The organism is Flavonifractor sp. An52, from assembly GCF_002159385.1.
Taxonomy (GTDB): domain Bacteria; phylum Bacillota; class Clostridia; order Oscillospirales; family Oscillospiraceae; genus Flavonifractor; species Flavonifractor avicola.
The window spans coordinates 23,649-40,068 of the sequence record NZ_NFIB01000018.1; the positions used below are offsets into that span (position 1 = coordinate 23,649).

Here is a 16,420-nt window from a genome sequence, read left to right on the forward strand (position 1 = left end):
CTTTTGATGAAACGCGCCAACAGCGGTGTGCCGCCGCCGATAAAATCATCAGGGAGGAGTCCGTATATGAACTGGGAGCAGCTGCTTTCCACCAAAAAGCTGGCAGAGGATGAGGAATTGCCGAAGGTCTTTGACCGGTTCCCCATCAACGCCTTTGAGAAGGACTATGCACAACTCGTAACCGGCGCCGCTTTCCGCCGCCTGCAGGACAAGACACAGGTCTTTCCCCTGGACAAAGGGGACTTTGTCCGCACCCGTCTGACCCACTCCATTGAGGTGTCCACCGTGGCCAGGCAGCTGGGTATGATGCTGGCAGATGACCAGGGTCAGTACCGCAAGGAGGAGCTGGCCCAATACCGGGAACAGATCCCGCCTATTCTCATGTGTGCTGCCCTGCTGCATGACCTGGGCAATCCACCCTTCGGTCACTTTGGGGAAGCGCTGATCGGCGAGTGGTTCCGCACGGTGCTGGACCGCATTGAATACAAGGGGCGGCCCCTACGCAGCTGGCTGACCGGGCAGATGGCGGCCGACCTGGAGCACTTTGAGGGCAACGCCCAGGCGCTGCGCATGGTGACCAAGGCCCGCCACCGCCGGGATATCAACCTGACCATGCCGGTCATGGCCACCCTGATCAAATATCCCACAGACTCCCTCTCCTTTGACCGCCGGGATCCGGACATCAAAAAGCACAAGCTGGGGTTCTATACCGCCGAGGCGGAGGTATTCCGGACCATCGCGGACACGCTGGGTATGCGGAATGAGAATGGGGAAATCTGCCGCCACCCGTTGACCTATTTGCTGGAGGCCGCCGACGACATTGCCTACGCTACGGCCGATCTGGAAGACGCGCTGAACAAGGGCCTGTTTACGCTGGACGTGTTCATCCAGTACTACCAGAGCTGCTACCGGCCGGAAGATGTGCAGGAAAAGCAGCCGCTGGATTACACCGACCGCATGATCCGGCGTCTGCTTGAGCTGCGGGGCGGGCAGTCCACCCCGGAAAGAGACGCTGCCGTGTTCCGCAGCTGGCTGTCGGAGCTGCGCAGCTGGTTCATGTATACGGCGGTCTACCGGTTTGTGGCCAGCTATGACGAGATCATGGCCGGCACCTTCCGGGAGGACCTGTTCTACCAGACCAACCACAGCGAGACAATCCGCATCCTCAAGCAGATCATGGCGGAGTTCGCCTATGACTCCGTGGGCGTTCTGCGGCTGGAGATGGCGGCGGAGTCCGTGGTCACCTTCCTGCTGGACAAGCTGGTGCATGCGGTGCTCTATTGCGACGAGGCCTATCAGGACCGCAGCGCCGGATATGTGCCCAGCAGCGTGGATCAGAAATACCTCTTTGAGCTGCCCCGGGACTATCAGGCGGACTATGACAATACCCGCACCGGGGAGGAGGGTATGGATCTCTATCTGCGTATCCTCATGGCGACGGATTTCCTGAGCGGTATGACCGACAGCTTTGCGCGGACGCTGTATCGTCAGGCCATCGGGATCGAGTGACGGAGAAGGGAGATAACGTCAATGGAGCTATTCTGGGCGCAGATGGAACAATTCATGCAGGATGGTCCCCTGTGCCGCCGACTTATCCTGACCCCGTCGCGCAGCATGGGGCGGCAGCTGCTGATGGGCTGTGCCCGCCGGGGACAGACGGTAGTGGGGGTGGAGACCCACTCCATCTTTACCTTGGCCATGGAGCTGTGCAGCGGCGCCATGACCGGAGAGAACGGCTGGCGCTTTTTGTCCCGGCTGGAGACCGAGGAGCGGGTAGCACATCTGCTGCATGGCTCCAGGCTGGCCCAGCAGCATGGCGCACTGAATACGGCAGGAGGCGCAAAGGCCGTCTGGCGCCTGCTGGAGGAGCTGGACCTGTATCAGATTCCCGCAAAGCTGAAGCGTAAGGGCCAGTATCAGCTCTGGAACGGACTTATGGAGGTCCGCAAGCGGCTCCGCCAGATATGCGAGGCAGAGCGCCTGCTGACTCGGCCGGATCTGTACCGCCTGGCACTGGAGCTCATCCGGCAGCAGGCAGTGTCCCTGCCAGCGCAGCGGTATGCCATGCTGTCGTCGGTATCCCTGACCCCTTTGGAGAAAGAGCTGTGGCAGGCGCTGACGCAGCAATCCGGGGCAGAACTATTGACGATGCCGATACTGGACGGCAACGCCCTTGCCGCACAGCTGCAGGGGCGTTGCCGGTTTGTACGCTGTCGGGGGGTGGAGAATGAGGTCCACTTCATACTGGATGAGGTGCTGCGGCAGGGGAAATCGCCCGATACGGCAGCTGTGGCGGTGCCCAACCCTGAGTATGGGTTCCGGCTGTGGCAGGAGGGAAAGCGGCTGGGGGTGCCCGTGGCGGTAGACGGCGGCATTCCCCTGCGCCACAGTACGCTGTACGGCCTGCTGGAAGGGCTGCATGACTGGTGGGAGAGCGGCTATGAGGTGGAAAAACTGATCCCGCTGCTGCGCAACACCGGCTTGGACGTGCCTTTTCCAGTAAAACTCTCCCAGGAACTCCGAAGATGGAAGGTGGGCTGGACAAAAGAGCGTTACGCCCTGGTTTGGAGCCAGCGGGAGGATGACAAGGCGGAGATGCAGGAGCGCCGCAGGGCGTGGAAGGCATTTTTTGACCGGTTGTTCCCGGCTGTAGAGGTGTCAGAAGCGCAGAAACAGGCCCTGAGCCAGCTGCTGCAGGAGGGCTGTAAGATAAAATCGGCGGATAACGCCGCTGCATCCTGGCAGCTGCGCAGCATCCTGGAGCAGCTGGAACCGCAGGACGGGGTCTCCAACCTGCAGCAGCTGCTGCAGGTTGTGGGAGAGAGCCGTTACCTCGGCGGCCGCCCTGCGCCCGGGATGCTGTACTGCGCCAGTCTGGAGCAGTGTGCAGCGGTATCTGGCGATGTGCTCTTTATACCGGGACTTGGACAGTACAGCCTGGAACCGGACAAGGTGCCCTCGCCGCTGTTGGGCTGCGAGGAGAGAAAAAAGCTGGGCCTGCCGGAACGGCGGAGCGCATCCCCGCTGGAGCAGCTGCAGCGGCTGCTGACAGTCTGGGAGGGCGAAGTGGTGCTGCTGCGTCCCGCTTTTGTGGTGGCGGAGATGCGGGAGCAGGCGGCAGCCCCCCTTTACGAAGAGCTGTTGAAGCAGTGCGGGGCGTCAGAAGAGGCAGTTGACTTTACCATACCGCTGCCGGAGCAGACGGCAGACCAACAGAAGCAGGCAGCGCCGTCTGTCCCATCCCAGCCGGCGGGGGGTGAAGTGACGGCGGCAAAGGCTGAAAAACCTGTGGATGGCAAGGCCTGGGTGGAGCAGTATGTTTTTTCCTCCACCTCTCTGGAGACGGCGCTGCAATGTCCCTACCGATTTTACCTGCAATACGTCCTTGGCATCTGCCAGCCGGATGTGGTGGAACGGCGAGAGAATCGCTGGCTGGAGACCGGCCCTTTCGGTACGCTGGTGCATGATGTGCTGGAGCTGTACTTCAAGCCGGGACAGGACGGACAGACTCCCGACCCGGAGGAACTGCTGGCGCAGTGCGTGCTTCAGATGAAGAAAACCGAGCCCCCCGCCTCCGATGCGCTGATGCAGCGGGACATCGAGCGGGCCCGGCAGTATATCCGGCGTGCCATCGCGCAATTTGATGACAGCCGCACCGTAGTGGCCACCGAATGTGCCTTCGGTGAGGATGGGCTGGTGATACCCGTCGGCACCTACCGGCTCCGGCTGAAGGGGCGGATCGACCGCATTGACCGGCTGCCCTCCGGCGGCTATGCCGTTGTGGACTATAAGACCGGACAGAGCCGCAAGTACCGGGAGCACCCCGACCACTATCTCCAGCCGCTGCTCTATACCCTGGCGGCAGAAACGCTGCTGGGTGAAGGTGCGAAGGTGGAGCAGGCAGGCTATCTCTTTCTGCAGGAGACGTCGGACAACCAGTGGATGCAGTCTATGGACCAGGTGCGGGAGGACGGCCTGAAGCGTCTGGAGGCCCTGCTCCATGAGATCAGCCAGCTGGACAGGGATCCGGTGTGCAATCCCTGCTATGAGTGGGATAGCAGCACCAATACGCTGAAGCCGACAACGGACCCAAGGAAACAAAATGACCACAGTAAATGCGGCACGTATTGTCCATATAAGCTGCTTTGTGAGGGCGCGGAAGGGGAATCGTCATGAACGCAAGGGAAAAGGCGCTGCGTGCTGCACTGACCGGGGAGGGCGGCACGGAGAGCTTTAAGAAAAACTGGATTGTGGAGGCCGGCGCGGGCGCAGGCAAGACATATACTATCGTACAGCGCATCGTCCGCCAGCTGACTACGGGACACTGTGCGCCGGAGCACCTGGTGGCCATTACCTTCACCAATAAAGCCACAGATGAGCTGCGCGACCGGGTGACCCGGCAGCTACGCAAGCTGCGGGACCAGTGTCAGGACGCGGACGAGCGGCGGCGCTTGGATGGGCTGTATCACGGTGTGGGCGAGATGCACCTGAGCACCATCCATTCTTTCTGTCAGACCATGCTGATGGAAATGCCAATGCAGGCCGGTCTGGATCTGGAGCCCAGGCTGCTGGATGAGGATGAAACAACGGCCTATTACCAGAAGCTGTTCCGCCGGGCCTATCGGGCGCACGAGGCCCTGTTTGCCCCCCTGGAGCAGCGCGGCATCCAGGCCGAGATTCTGGAAAAGCCCTTTGGAGTGGCCATTCGCCATCCTGAACAGGAGATCCCCTACGACAAAAAGGATTCGCCGGCTTATCAGGAATCTGAACGGGTATTCGTATTGCGGAGCGAAGCGCTGCGCCGCAGGCTGCAGCAGGACTTCGGGGACCCCGGGCTGGAGCCCTACTGCGACGACTGGCTGCGGGAGGCTTTACATATCGGTGAGATCCGGACTGCCGACGATGCCCAGGCCTTTCTTCTCCGGGTGGACGGGCTCATCAGGCTCCTGTCCCAAAAGGACGGCCTGCGTGTGAAGCACGCGCAGCTCAAGGACACCGGAAAGCCTGACAGGACAGAGTATCCACTGTCTGGCCTAGTGCCCAAAGATGGCGCAAACACCGCCGCTCTGCTGGCGCTCTGGGAACAGTACCGGACGGACTGGAAGGCGCTGCGGGATAAGGAAAAGCGCAGAGAAGAAAAAAAGCAGCAAAAAGTGGAACTGGCGCGGGGCGGAAAGTCCACGGCAAGGGTGGATAAATCGCTTTTGACCCTCCAGCAGGAGATAGACGGCCTACAGGAGCGTCTTGACAATGCAAGGACGCAGCCCGCATGGAAGATGGTCAGCGCTGCACTGGAGCTTGTGCTGGAACTGGGCGGGAAAAAGGCAAAAAATCCGCTTCTTGAAGCGGCCGCCCCCATCCAGTACACCATGCTCATGGAACTGCTGACACAGTGCCTCCAGTGGGCCAGAGCCGACAAGGCGCAGCACAACCTGCTGACCTTTGACGATCTGCTGCTGCGTGCCCGGGATCTGCTGCGGGACTGTCCGGAAGCCAGGGAGCGCTTTCATCAGCGGTACCGCGTGATCTATGTGGATGAGTTTCAGGATACCGACCCGGTGCAGGCGCAGCTGCTGTTCTATCTGACCGCAACGGAAGCATCCTTTTCCGCAGACTGGACCCGATGCCGCCCGGAGGCGGGCAGCCTGTTTCTGGTGGGCGACCCCAAGCAGTCCATCTATCGGTTCCGGGGTGCGGACTTGTCCATCTATGAAACAGTGCGCAACATCTTTGCGCAGGAGAGCGCAGCCCACCCGGAGGCCTTTGCCATCGCGCAGCTGCAAACCAACTTCCGCAGTACGGCAGCCATCTGCCACAAGGTGACCGAGCTGTTTGGAAGCAAGCTGGACGGAAAAGATGGGCAGGCCGATTTTCTGACTATGGAGGCAGAGCAGCCTGCCTTGAATCATGCCGACAGCATATATGGATGGAACACCTCAGCCGAGCAGTGTCCGCAGCAGATCGCAGCCTTCATCAGCCAGGCGGTCAAGGACAAAAAGGCGAAACCGGAGGATTTTCTTGTGCTGACATACCGGCGTGAGGAGGCCGATTCCATCTATGGGTGGCTGCGCCAGGCCGGGATTCCGGCGCAGGTCACCGGCAAGGCCAGGTTTCGCATGCAGGAGCCCATCCGGCGTCTGGCCATCTGGTGCAGGCTGCTGCTGGAGCCGGGCAACGATATCGCCCGTATGCATGTGCTGCAGCAATGCCTCGGGGTTCGACCGGCGGGACTGTTTGCCCTGGGACAGCAGACCGGCCTTTCCATGCCCGGGCTATTTTCGAGGAGACCGGAGGAGTTGGAAGAGCTGTCGTTCGCGCTCCCATCTGCCCGGCACCAAATGACGGTGCAGGCGTTGCAGACCGTGCAGCGAGCGCTGAAACTGCCCATCAAGCTGCCTCCGATGGCTATTCTGGATGAGCTCGCCCGGGGCAGCTATGGTGTTTGGCCGGCCGGACAGCCCGATGTGGAGGGATACGGCCTGGTCTGTCAATATCTGGAGCTGCTGCGCAGCAGCCCCTGTCAGACCTTGCAGGGGCTGCTGCAAAAGGCCGTGGAAATGGCGGAAAAAAAGACTGTGGACCGGCAGCTGACGCTGAAGGAGACCGGCGACTGCGTACGCGTGATGAACCTCCACAAGGCAAAGGGGCTGGAAGGAAATATCGTGATCCTGGCCAGCACGGCCTGGGAGGCAAAGGAACCAGGGTCCATTGTGTACAGGAATACGCTCTGTTTTTCCGTACGGCGCAAGTGCTACGATGAGCAGGGCAATGGGTGGACGCTGTTTGCCCGCCCCCGGAGCTGGGAGACGGCGCTGGCGGAGCAGGAACGGCAGGCGGAGCAGGAGCGGCTGCGGCTGCTCTACGTTGCGGCCACCCGGCCGGCCCGGGCGCTGCTGGTCGGTCATGTGCCCCCCGGGAAAAAGAATGAGGGCGGCGATGGACAGGAAAAAGATTACTGGGCTGATCTGAAGCTGCCGCTGGTCACAGTGAACGACCAGGTTGCGGACTGCGATGCCGCGCCCCTGCTGGAGAGTCTGAGCCCGTCGGCGGCAGTTGAGGACAGCCCGGTTCGGCTGGCGGATGCGGCATGGGATCAGGCCCAGAAGCAGCAGGTAACACAGCTGCAGCCGCCTGCATGGCAGGCCATCACGCCCAGCGGACTGAACCATCCCGCGCCCCCCGCACGTATGATGGAGGAAGAAACGGCGCTGGTAGAGTCCAATCGGGATGAGGCGGGGGTGTCTGACGACGCGGCGGCCGGTGGCGCAGACGGTTCCCCCTGCGGCGCTGATTGGGGTACCATGATGCACCGCACTCTGGAACTGATGGTACGCTGCCAGGCATGGGACGAGCATGCACGCGCCCGCTTCGCCCGACAGGCGGTGGAAGAGACCCTCTCCCCCAACGTCCCCCTGACCGCCCTGCAGAGGGCGCAGCTGTTCCGGCAGCAGGTGCCGGCATCGTATCAGGAGCAGGTGGCGTATCTGAGTGCAGCGGCGGCGGCGGCCAGCGGATTTCTCGCTGATCCGGACGGCATGCTGCGCAGCTGTCTGGAACAGGGCAGGGCGTGGACAGAACTGCCCTTTTTCCTGCGGGTGGATGACCCGGAGGATCCCCTCTACGGCCATCTGATGATGTACCGCAAGGGGAAGGGTGACGGCAGCCAGGGAGTGCAGCAGGCGGCATTGGACGTCCAGGGCATCATCGACCTGGCCATTCAAACGCCCCAGGGCTGGATCGTGGTGGATTACAAGACCGACCGTCTGCGGCAGGAGGAAGCGGAAGCAGCATATAGCCAGCGCCTGTGTGCGGAATATACACCTCAAATTCAATCTTATGTGCTGGTGCTGGAGCGGCTGGGCCTGGGCAAGGTGTCCCAGGCATGGCTGTGCTCCATACCCCTGGGCGGAAAATTGATCCCCACATGGGAACGGACCACCATGTTGTAATCCCCGATGGTGTAAGTGCCATCGGGGAGGATGCGTTCTTTCAGTGCCATCAGCTTGTCAGTGTTACCATCCCCGACTATGTGACGAGAATCGAGGAAAGCGCTTTTGTTAATTGTACAATGCTTGAAAGCATTTCTATTCCTGACAGTGTCACCAGTATCGGAACGGCTGCTTTTGACAGCTGCTGCAATTTGCGGTGTGTTGTCCTTCCTTCCCATATCACGCACATTGAAGATATGACCTTTTCGGACTGCGGCAAACTCGTCCAAATTTACTGCCGGATGGTGTCACCAGCATCGGAGCCGATGCGTTTGCCAACTGCAGCAGCCTTGCTGAGATTGTGCTTCCGGGCAGCATATCTCATATTGGCCCAGGAACGTTTGCTAATTGCAGCAACCTGACAATGATTGTCATCCCCGACGGTGTTACCGATATTCAAGAAGAGACTTTCTTCTGCTGTGAAAATCTTACACGTATAGAACTGCCGGACGGTATTGCGGAGATTGGGTCAAAAGCATTTTGCTGGTGGAAAATCTGTTGGAACTTGTGTTGCCAAGCAATGTAAGCAGCATTGCTGCTTTGGCCTTCTGTAACTGCAGCAGCCTTACCAGCATTGCTCTGCCGCAGGAACTGACCCATATAGAGGAAGGTGTTTTTGCCTGCTGTGAGAATCTGATTGGGGTCACCTTACCGGAAGGACTTGTCGGCATAGGAGCCGAAGCATTTGCCGATTGTACGAATCTAAAGGATATCAAGATACCATATGGTGTTACCAGCATTGGAAGAGAAGCGTTTACAAATTGCGACAACCTTACCCATATTACAATACCGGATAGCGTGATCCATATCGGTGAAAATGCGTTTACCGGTTGCCCTCATGTCAAACTGTAGGATACAAATGAATATCAAGATTCACAGTAAAAATTCAGGAGGAAGAAACATGGATACTTGTCATAAATGTGGCGCAAATTTGCGCGAAGATGCAAAGTTTTGCAGCAGATGCGGTACGCCCGTACAGAAGACCCTGTTCTGTCATCAGTGTGGGGCAGAACTGAATGGGGAGGATCAATTCTGCTATGCCTGCGGTGCCTCTGTGCAGGAAACGCCGCCGGCTCATCCCGCCCCCCTCGCCCGGGGCGGCGTGCACAAGAATACAGGTTCCGGAAACGCAAAAAAGGAGGCCTCCAAAACCATCGTTTATCCCGATGTACGCGGGCTGCACCCTTATGGTTCCCATCTAATCAGTGTCAGCGACCGCGCGATTGTATTTGAATGCGGCAGCCAATATTATCGTGTGGGTAAAGAGATGAACGGGATCTACCGGAAGGATCTGCGCGCTTGCGCGCTTACACAAACCAAAGATGGTATTTTGGTGCTGACAAAAGACCGTGATGCCAAGCAGACAGTCCTGCATACGCTGGACGACCGGCTGCAGACCATATCCAAACAACCGCTGTTTGATATTTCCGACGCCTCCATGTACGATTATGCCATGAATGCACGCTGGGCAGTGGGAATAGGCCGCTGCTATGTGGATGATGATCCGTTTGGTGTGATCGAGCGGGATTTTATCATCCGCTGTGCGGATCTGGAAAGCGGAGAGAGATGGGACTGGGAGATAGAGTATCCAGAGGTGGAAGGAAAGAAAATCGGAAGTATAGGAAATTATAGTATATTGATCGATAAAAACTTCCTCTACCTGTCCGGATTTGTCTTGGGCAAAGACGAGGACGGTAAACCGGATAACTATGACGCTGAATTCCGATTCGATCTGCTGACCGGACAATTTGAACTCTTATGGCTGGCAGATGAGGCCCTCCAACGTTATGACTATGGCAAACCTTGCATTTATGATTTTGAGAAGCAGGTCATGTGGACATTCCCCCGCAAAATGGAAATGAAACGCCGCAACTGGGAGGCCACAAGCACAAAATGGGGCGATATGCTCCCCCTTGTTCCACGCAAGCTGAAAAAAGACAGCCCTATTTTAGCGAATTACCGCATTTATCCAATGGCTCCGAAGCAATCTTATGACATTTGCTATTTTGATACAAAACATGACTTTATTTATTTCAAGCCGGGCAGTCACGATATGTATGCCATTGGGGGTGAACAGATCTCTTCCGATTGGCGCAGGTCTCCCAATGGCTTCGGATCGCACACCATGGGGTGGAATGGACATCTGATTTCCGATTTAGAGGATGACTACAGGCTTAAGGTCTACCGCATGGAGTTTGAGCGAAATGAACACAATCCCGGTGTGGCTCTGAACGCGGAAAATGTAACACCCCCAAAAGAAAACTCGTAACACCAGCAAATATGGCTCCAGCAGATGTTAGTCCGATTACTGCCCCCCATGGCGTTGTTGTACATTGCTCATAGGAATACCGCTTTCTGAGCTGTTATTCCCTCTATCACAACTACTTGTTTAACACTATTTCTGTAAGTAATATGTGCAGAACCTCCTGCACAGCAAAAGCTCGTTCTGCTAAATCTACCCTGCATCTTGGTGATTCTGTTTGACGCCAGCGTGGGAGAAGCATGGTGGACGGCCATGGGAGCAGTCATTTCGGAAAAATGAAGCAATGCAGGATTATTGTGCCCTGCGTCGCCCTGGGCAGCGATACGCAAGGCACACATAAGACGCAAAATCTGATTTTGTGCGCCGTACCGTGGAACGAAAATCGAAATCATTACAGAAGAAAACCGCCGATCTAATCCAAAAATCCAGTGGAAAGCGAAGAAATTACAGATGTTTGGCAGAGCCAGCACCAGGCCCTTGAAGTTCAGCAAGCGCTGATTTTATTGCAGAGCAATCAAAAAATGCCGCCCTTTCGGGCGGCATTTTTCTTGCCTGTGGAACTGTCCTTATACCACTAAAAAGAGACGCTGCCAAAGGCAGCGTCCCTTTTCTATTTAGTTGCTGCCCTTGGGCAGGAAGGGGAGCAGGGCGTCGGCCAGGCCGGTGACCGGCATGGTCTGAAGGGTCACCTTGCCGGGGCCGGTGATCACCGTATTGAACAGGCCCTCCCCGCCAAAGAGGACGTTTTTCACGCCCTTGATCATCTGCACATCGATGGAGCAGGTGGCGTCCATCATGGCCAGGTTGCCGGTATCCACCACAATGCTCTGGCCCGGCTTCAGCTCATATTCCACCACCGAGCCGTCCAGTTCCACAAAGGCCATGCCATAGCCGGACAGCTTCTGCATGATAAAGCCCTCGCCGCCGAAAAAGCCGGTTTTCATCTTTTTCTGGAAGTGGATGGACAACTCCACCCCCTGCTCCGAGGCCAGAAAGCCCCGCTTCTGCACGATGACCGGGTGGGCAGGATCGATGGGAATGGCCCGAATGGTGCCCGGCAGGCTGGAACCAAATGCGATCATACCCGGACCGCCCACCGCCGTGTATGTATTCTGGAAGATGGAGTCGCCGGAAAACATCCGCCCAAAGGCCTTGCCAATGCCACCTGCGCCGGTAGACATCTCCATATTGGGGGACATCCACACCATGGAACCCCGCTCGGTGATCATGGACTCACCGGCGGCCACCTGACAGATCACTACCGGCATGGGCTCGCCCTTGATCTCATACTGCATACCATCGCCTCCTTATAAAATGGGTCTCTAAGGAAAGTATACGATAGGCCGTACCGGTATGCAAGTCTCTTTCCCTTTTATGTCTCCACCCCCTCCAACCGCATGACCGACACCTCAAAGGCGGTGCGCTGACAGCTTTCGCCATTCTCCAGCTTGGTGTAGGCCCGGCTCTGGAGGCGGCCCTCCAGCCGCACCCCGTCCCCCACTTCCAACTCGCCGCAGCAGCGGGCCAGCGCCCCCCAGGAGATGCAGGGCAGATAGTCCGCCCGGCCATACTTCCGATTTACCGCCAGCATGAGATCGCAGATCTCCCGGCCCAGAGGGGTGCGCCGGAACACCGGCGGCTTGCACAGCACCCCCGCCAGGGTAAGCCGGTTTTCGTTGGGGCCCTCCCCCGGCTTGATGCTCTTGGCGTGCAGGGTGATGACCAGCTTGCTGCCGGTTCCGCTTTTGTTGTTAAAGGAGCGCACCTCCCCCTCCACCTCCACCGGCGTCCCCGCCTTTACCGGATACTCCTCCAGCAGTTCCCTGGGGGCGATGACGTTGATGGTGTCCTCCGAGCCGGACAGCCGGAGCACCGTAAGGGGAAAGGTCTCGTACACGACCCCGTGGGTCTCATGGGACCACACCGGGTCCGCCGTGACGGTCCCCCGGAGCATTGCCCGATTCTCATTCCATCCTGTCTGCATATCCATCCACACTCCTGCCTGTTTTGGGTAGCTGTGGCATCTATATGCGGGTTTGTCCCCCGCTATGCCCACCCGATACAGACAGTGGTTGACGATTCTGTCCACTATGGAGTATGATAGGGAAAAGGAGTGCAGCATACATGAACAAGTTTTTGAAAGATGTGACATTCACCAAGGTGTTCTTTATCTGGTTCGCCCTCTTCTTTTTGCTGCTCATGATCAATATGCAGACGGTGCAGAATAGCCTGCTGGTCAGCATCACCGGGGCTGCCCTGGGCGTATTCCTGCTGATCTTCCCCGTCCCGCCCCACTCCTTCCAGCGCCGCTACGGCAAGGAGCGTGCTGTCCATGTCACCCGTGTCCTGGCTGTGGCCATTATTGTGATATCGTTTATTTCCAAAGCGCAATTCTAAACAGAAGGTCCAGCCCATTGTATGGGCTGGACCTTTTTTACTGCTGATTTTGCCAGTCGGCGGGGTAGACGAAGTAGAGGAACCGGGTATGGCCGGTGACGGAAAACTGAATTTCGCTTCCCTTGGGAATGTGGATCAGCTCCCCCGGCCCGGCGGACACCTTCTGCCCATTGCACAGGATGTCCAGCCGCCCCTCCACCACATAGTCCATCTCGTCGTAGTTCAGGGTCCAGGGGAAGGTGGTGTCGGTCATCTCCATGATGCCCACCCCCAGCCTGGGAGACTGCTCCAGGGTGAACAGGTCCCGGGTATACACCTTGTCACCGGGGTTACCGGTGTTCATCCGGTGATCCTCGGTGACGGTGAGGGCAGGCACCTTCACCGCCTGCACCCCGCCCCCCAGGTGCTCCAGCAACACCTGGCGGATGATCTCTTCCAGCTTACGCTTGTCCATGACTGGTCTCCTTTCGGGTGAGGAACATGGCCACCGCCACGGCGGTGACGCCGCCCACCAGCTTGCCCACGATCATGGGGAAGATCATGGTGGAATCAAAGCCGGCGGTAAAGCCCAGGTGGTCACCGAACACAAAGGCCGCTGACACGGCGAAAGCCACGTTGATGATCTTGCCCCGGCGGTCCATGTCGCCCATCATCTGAAACATGGGGATATTGTTGGCCAGGGTGGCCACCATACCCGCGGCCGCCACGTCGTTCATGCCCAGCAGGCTGCCCAGCTTCATCAGGGGCTTTTTGAACACCTTGGTGATGACGTACACCAGGGGGAAGGCGCCCGCCAGCACAATGGCGATGTCGCCTACGATGCCAATGCCCTCCTCAATGGAGTTGAGGCCAGGGATAATAGTCAGGGGCGTCAGGGCCTCAATGATGGCGGCGGCCAGACCGATGGTGATGATGATGACAATGATGCGGCCAAAGACCTGGAAGCCCTTCACCATGCCGTTAGGCACAAAGGCCAGCCCCAGGGCGATGAGCACCGCAAAGAGCACGATGGGCAGCAGGTTACGCAGCACCATCATCACCGGGAATCCCGCCACCAGGCCGCCCACAAAGCTGCCGATGGGGATAGTGATGACGCCGGCCAACACGCCGGTGGCCAGAGCGGGCCGGTCTTCCGCCTTGATGATGCCCAGGCCCACCGGAATAGTAAAGACGATGGTGGGGCCCAGCATTGCCCCTACGATGAGGCCGCCGAACTGGCCCGCCTCCTCCGTCAGGGCCAGCTCCTGAGCCAGGGGGGCGCCCCCCATATCGTTGGCCAGGATGGTACCGGCGAACATAGCCGGGTCGGCCCCCAGGGCCTGATAGAAAGGCACCACCACCGGCCGCAGCAGGTTGGCCAGCACAGGGGCCAGGCAGATGATACCGATCATGGCCAGGGCCAGAGAACCCATGGCCATAATGCCCTCCTCAAACTTTTCGCCCAGCCCGAAGCGGTTGCCCAATATGCGGTCGATGGCCCCCAGGGCCATAAAGAGCACCATCAGATAGACGATGATCTCGTTGATGGACATAAACTGTCCCTCCCTTTTGTGAAACGGGGCGGCAGGTGGGCCGCCCCCTTATGGATCAATGATCCCGATGATGGCGGCGTCCACCGGCACATTTGCCCCGGCAGCGATGCGGGCCGCCCCGCCGGTGGCGATGAGGACCCGCTCGCCCTCACCCGCCCCCACGCAGTCGGCGCACACCAGCAGCCTGTCCCCCACCTCCACCGTCAGGAAGGCCTGACCGGTCAGGTTGGGGGCCTTTTTTGTGGCCCATACCTTACCGGCCACCTGTCCCAGCAACACAGATTCCCATCTCCCTCAGCTGCCGCTCCAGGGACAGGCAGCGGCGATAGATTGACGGCGGGGCGGTGCGGCGGTAGAGCCGGTACTCCAGCGCCTTCCGCTCCAGGCACACCCTGGCCCCCGCCAGCAGGGCGGCCAGCACCTCGGTCTCCCCCGGACTGGCCGGGGCCAGGGCGGCCAGCCGCCCCATGGCCCCCACAGGCAGCCAGGTAATCACCAGGGTGCGCCCCCGCCACTCCAGCCTCACGGCAAAATCAGTCCCCGGTCCCCTTTTTTGAACCCGCAGGCGTTGGCCTCGTCGTAGTCAATGTGGGCGAAGGTGGCGAACTGGGGGGACACCCGCACCTCCACCCCTTCCAGGGTCAGAGGCCGCTGGGTGAGGCACTTGAGCCGCACCTCCCGGCCATTCTCCACCCCGAAGCGGGCGGCGTCCTCCGGAGTCATGTGGATGTGCCGCTTGGCGGCAATCAGTCCCCGGTCCAGCCGCAGCACCCGGTCCCCGTTGCGCAGGGTGATGCCGGGTGTGCCCCCGATGTCCCCCGACAGCCGCACCGGGGGTGTGATGCCCAGCACCACGCCGTCGGTAAGGGAGATCTCCACCTGGCTCTCCTTCCGCTCAGGGCCCAGCACCACCACGTTGGGAATTGACCCTTTGGGTCCCTCCAGGGTAACCCGCTGGGCGCACACGAACTGCCCCGGCTGGGACAGGTCCTTCACCCGGGTGAGCTGAAAGCCGGGGCCGAAGAGGGTATCCAGATCGGCCCGGGACAGGTGGACGTGGCGGCCGCTGGCCTCCACCTCCACCGTCAAACGGCGGACAATCTGCTCCGCCAGAGCTTCGATATTGATGGTATTAAGCGTGTTCATATTGTCCCGCCTTTAGCTTGATCATGATGATCCACATGAGGGAGGACAGCCGGTTCAGGGCCAGGATGATGTCCCCCCGGGTCACATTGCCCTCTACATCCTTGAAGGCGGCGTAGGCCGAAAGCTCGGCCTGCCGCACCAGGGTGCGCACCTTGTTTACCGCCAGCAGGGCGGGCCCGTCGGTATAGGAGGGCAGGAAGTGGGGCTGGCCCAGATACTTGTCCGGGTAGTGGGAGTACTCCCGCAGCTGCCCGGCATCGTAGCCGCACAGATGCAGCTCCCCCACCGGCTCGTCCAGCACGTCGCACCGGATAAGCCTCCGCACCAGGGCCAGGGCCTCCTCCAGCTCCTTCACCAGAGCCGGGTAATCACGGCTGGCCTGCTGGGCCAGCATGAGTTCCCCCTCCAGGGCGTCGATCATGCCCCGGAAGGCGATGCGGGGGTGGTCCTTCCGCACCAGGATGTTGCCCTTCAGATGGGTCATGTGCTCCGGCTTTTCGTTGAGGGTTGCGCCAAAGAGCGTGCGGTACTTGGCAGAGGCGGGCGCAGCCGGGTCCTCCCGCCCCTGGGGAAAGACCGCCTGGATCTTGTGGGCGGCCAGCCAGTCCCGGGCGCCGGGGGTCAGCTTCTGGTCCTTGTTGACCACCACCGGCCCCCGGGTGCCGTTGTCCGACATACGCCGCACGTCCTCACGGGTGAGCAGCTCCATTTATTCGCTCATGCCCTCGCCGCCGTGGGGCAGGATGTGGTCCACCTCGGCGTGGGGGCGGGGAATGACGTGGACGGAGATCAGCTCGCCCACCTTCTCGGCGGCGGCGGCGCCTGCATCGGTGGCGGCGTTGACGGCTCCCACGTCGCCCCGGACCATGACGGTCACCAGACCGCCGCCCACCTGCTCCTTGCCCACCAGCTGCACATTGGCGGCCTTCACCATGGCGTCGGCGGCCTCAATGGCCCCCACCAGTCCCTTGGTCTCCACCATACCCAGCGCGTTTGTATTTGCCATGTTCTGTTTCCTCCTGTCAGTTGTCTGTTTCATAGGCTCCGCCGGTTGGGCTGGAGCCGGTTTGCTTCTTCTGCCCCGGCCCGACTGG

15 protein-coding genes are annotated in these 16,420 nt (G+C 59.7%); 6 read left to right on the top strand and 9 right to left on the bottom strand.

Features of this window, described 5'->3' with window-relative positions:
- The first annotated feature begins 66 nt into the window (after positions 1–66).
- The 5 genes from dgt to B5G06_RS08505 all read left to right on the top strand — a co-directional run bounded on the left by dgt (position 67) and on the right by B5G06_RS08505 (position 10,257).
- On the top strand, positions 67–1,509 hold the full coding sequence (dgt, locus tag B5G06_RS08475; RefSeq protein ID WP_087188646.1) for a dGTP triphosphohydrolase: 1,443 nt from the start codon (positions 67–69) through the stop codon (positions 1,507–1,509).
- Between the two features lie 21 nt (positions 1,510–1,530).
- A complete protein-coding gene (locus B5G06_RS08480; RefSeq protein ID WP_087188647.1) occupies positions 1,531–4,176 on the top strand; it encodes a PD-(D/E)XK nuclease family protein in 2,646 nt (881 codons plus the stop codon).
- Positions 4,173–7,949, top strand: a complete 3,777-nt coding sequence (locus B5G06_RS08485; RefSeq protein ID WP_087188648.1) for a UvrD-helicase domain-containing protein — start codon at positions 4,173–4,175, stop codon at positions 7,947–7,949. Before B5G06_RS08480 ends, B5G06_RS08485 begins: the two co-directional genes overlap by 4 nt.
- A gap of 537 nt (positions 7,950–8,486) precedes the next feature.
- The gene (locus B5G06_RS08500) at positions 8,487–8,840 is read left to right on the top strand and encodes a leucine-rich repeat domain-containing protein (protein WP_158094681.1); all 354 of its coding nucleotides are present in this window, start codon (positions 8,487–8,489) and stop codon (positions 8,838–8,840) included.
- 49 nt (positions 8,841–8,889) lie between these two features.
- Positions 8,890–10,257 carry a zinc ribbon domain-containing protein gene (locus B5G06_RS08505; protein WP_242955415.1) on the top strand — a complete coding sequence of 456 codons (1,368 nt, stop codon included), beginning with the start codon at positions 8,890–8,892 and terminating at the stop codon, positions 10,255–10,257.
- 608 nt (positions 10,258–10,865) lie between these two features.
- On the opposite strand, the gene B5G06_RS08510 is transcribed toward B5G06_RS08505, so the two are convergent.
- Both B5G06_RS08510 and B5G06_RS08515 read right to left on the bottom strand, forming a co-directional pair.
- Positions 10,866–11,546, bottom strand: a complete 681-nt coding sequence (locus tag B5G06_RS08510; RefSeq protein ID WP_087188653.1) for a TIGR00266 family protein — start codon at positions 11,544–11,546, stop codon at positions 10,866–10,868.
- Between the two features lie 77 nt (positions 11,547–11,623).
- The gene (locus B5G06_RS08515) at positions 11,624–12,235 is read right to left on the bottom strand and encodes a single-stranded DNA-binding protein (RefSeq protein ID WP_242955416.1); all 612 of its coding nucleotides are present in this window, start codon (positions 12,233–12,235) and stop codon (positions 11,624–11,626) included.
- Positions 12,236–12,375: 140 nt separating this feature from the next.
- Here B5G06_RS08515 and B5G06_RS08520 point away from each other — a divergent pair, with 140 nt between their 5' ends.
- Positions 12,376–12,648 carry a hypothetical protein gene (locus B5G06_RS08520; RefSeq protein ID WP_087188655.1) on the top strand — a complete coding sequence of 91 codons (273 nt, stop codon included), beginning with the start codon at positions 12,376–12,378 and terminating at the stop codon, positions 12,646–12,648.
- 37 nt (positions 12,649–12,685) lie between these two features.
- Here B5G06_RS08520 and B5G06_RS08525 read toward each other — a convergent pair whose 3' ends face one another.
- The 7 genes from B5G06_RS08525 to B5G06_RS08555 are packed head-to-tail and all read right to left on the bottom strand — an operon-like array spanning position 12,686 to position 16,332.
- Positions 12,686–13,102 carry a cupin domain-containing protein gene (locus B5G06_RS08525; protein WP_087188656.1) on the bottom strand — a complete coding sequence of 139 codons (417 nt, stop codon included), beginning with the start codon at positions 13,100–13,102 and terminating at the stop codon, positions 12,686–12,688.
- Positions 13,089–14,180 (bottom strand): ethanolamine utilization protein EutH, encoded by a 1,092-nt coding sequence (eutH, locus tag B5G06_RS08530; protein ID WP_087188657.1) that lies wholly within the window; start codon positions 14,178–14,180, stop codon positions 13,089–13,091. Before eutH ends, B5G06_RS08525 begins: the two co-directional genes overlap by 14 nt.
- Positions 14,181–14,228: 48 nt before the next feature.
- Positions 14,229–14,459 (bottom strand): EutN/CcmL family microcompartment protein, encoded by a 231-nt coding sequence (locus tag B5G06_RS08535; protein ID WP_087188658.1) that lies wholly within the window; start codon positions 14,457–14,459, stop codon positions 14,229–14,231.
- On the bottom strand, positions 14,434–14,706 hold the full coding sequence (locus tag B5G06_RS08540) for a hypothetical protein (RefSeq protein ID WP_087188659.1): 273 nt from the start codon (positions 14,704–14,706) through the stop codon (positions 14,434–14,436). The genes B5G06_RS08535 and B5G06_RS08540 overlap by 26 nt, the downstream gene beginning before the upstream one ends.
- Positions 14,703–15,326, bottom strand: coding sequence for a phosphate propanoyltransferase (locus B5G06_RS08545; RefSeq protein WP_087188660.1), 624 nt, complete (start codon positions 15,324–15,326; stop codon positions 14,703–14,705). Before B5G06_RS08545 ends, B5G06_RS08540 begins: the two co-directional genes overlap by 4 nt.
- Positions 15,313–16,035, bottom strand: a complete 723-nt coding sequence (locus B5G06_RS08550) for an ATP-binding protein (protein WP_087188661.1) — start codon at positions 16,033–16,035, stop codon at positions 15,313–15,315. Before B5G06_RS08550 ends, B5G06_RS08545 begins: the two co-directional genes overlap by 14 nt.
- Positions 16,036–16,332 (bottom strand): BMC domain-containing protein, encoded by a 297-nt coding sequence (locus B5G06_RS08555; RefSeq protein ID WP_087188677.1) that lies wholly within the window; start codon positions 16,330–16,332, stop codon positions 16,036–16,038.
- Between the last annotated feature and the right edge of the window lie 88 nt (positions 16,333–16,420).

Coding starts and splice junctions, on each gene's coding strand:
- B5G06_RS08545 (WP_087188660.1), bottom strand. CDS start 15,326: ATGAACACGCTTAATACCATCAATATCGAAGCTCTGGCGGAGCAGATT.
- eutH (WP_087188657.1), bottom strand. CDS start 14,180: ATGTCCATCAACGAGATCATCGTCTATCTGATGGTGCTCTTTATGGCC.
- B5G06_RS08515 (WP_242955416.1), bottom strand. CDS start 12,235: ATGCAGACAGGATGGAATGAGAATCGGGCAATGCTCCGGGGGACCGTC.
- B5G06_RS08555 (WP_087188677.1), bottom strand. CDS start 16,332: ATGGCAAATACAAACGCGCTGGGTATGGTGGAGACCAAGGGACTGGTG.
- B5G06_RS08510 (WP_087188653.1), bottom strand. CDS start 11,546: ATGCAGTATGAGATCAAGGGCGAGCCCATGCCGGTAGTGATCTGTCAG.
- B5G06_RS08525 (WP_087188656.1), bottom strand. CDS start 13,102: ATGGACAAGCGTAAGCTGGAAGAGATCATCCGCCAGGTGTTGCTGGAG.
- B5G06_RS08520 (WP_087188655.1), top strand. CDS start 12,376: ATGAACAAGTTTTTGAAAGATGTGACATTCACCAAGGTGTTCTTTATC.
- B5G06_RS08550 (WP_087188661.1), bottom strand. CDS start 16,035: ATGGAGCTGCTCACCCGTGAGGACGTGCGGCGTATGTCGGACAACGGC.
- B5G06_RS08485 (WP_087188648.1), top strand. CDS start 4,173: ATGAACGCAAGGGAAAAGGCGCTGCGTGCTGCACTGACCGGGGAGGGC.
- dgt (WP_087188646.1), top strand. CDS start 67: ATGAACTGGGAGCAGCTGCTTTCCACCAAAAAGCTGGCAGAGGATGAG.
- B5G06_RS08505 (WP_242955415.1), top strand. CDS start 8,890: ATGGATACTTGTCATAAATGTGGCGCAAATTTGCGCGAAGATGCAAAG.
- B5G06_RS08480 (WP_087188647.1), top strand. CDS start 1,531: ATGGAGCTATTCTGGGCGCAGATGGAACAATTCATGCAGGATGGTCCC.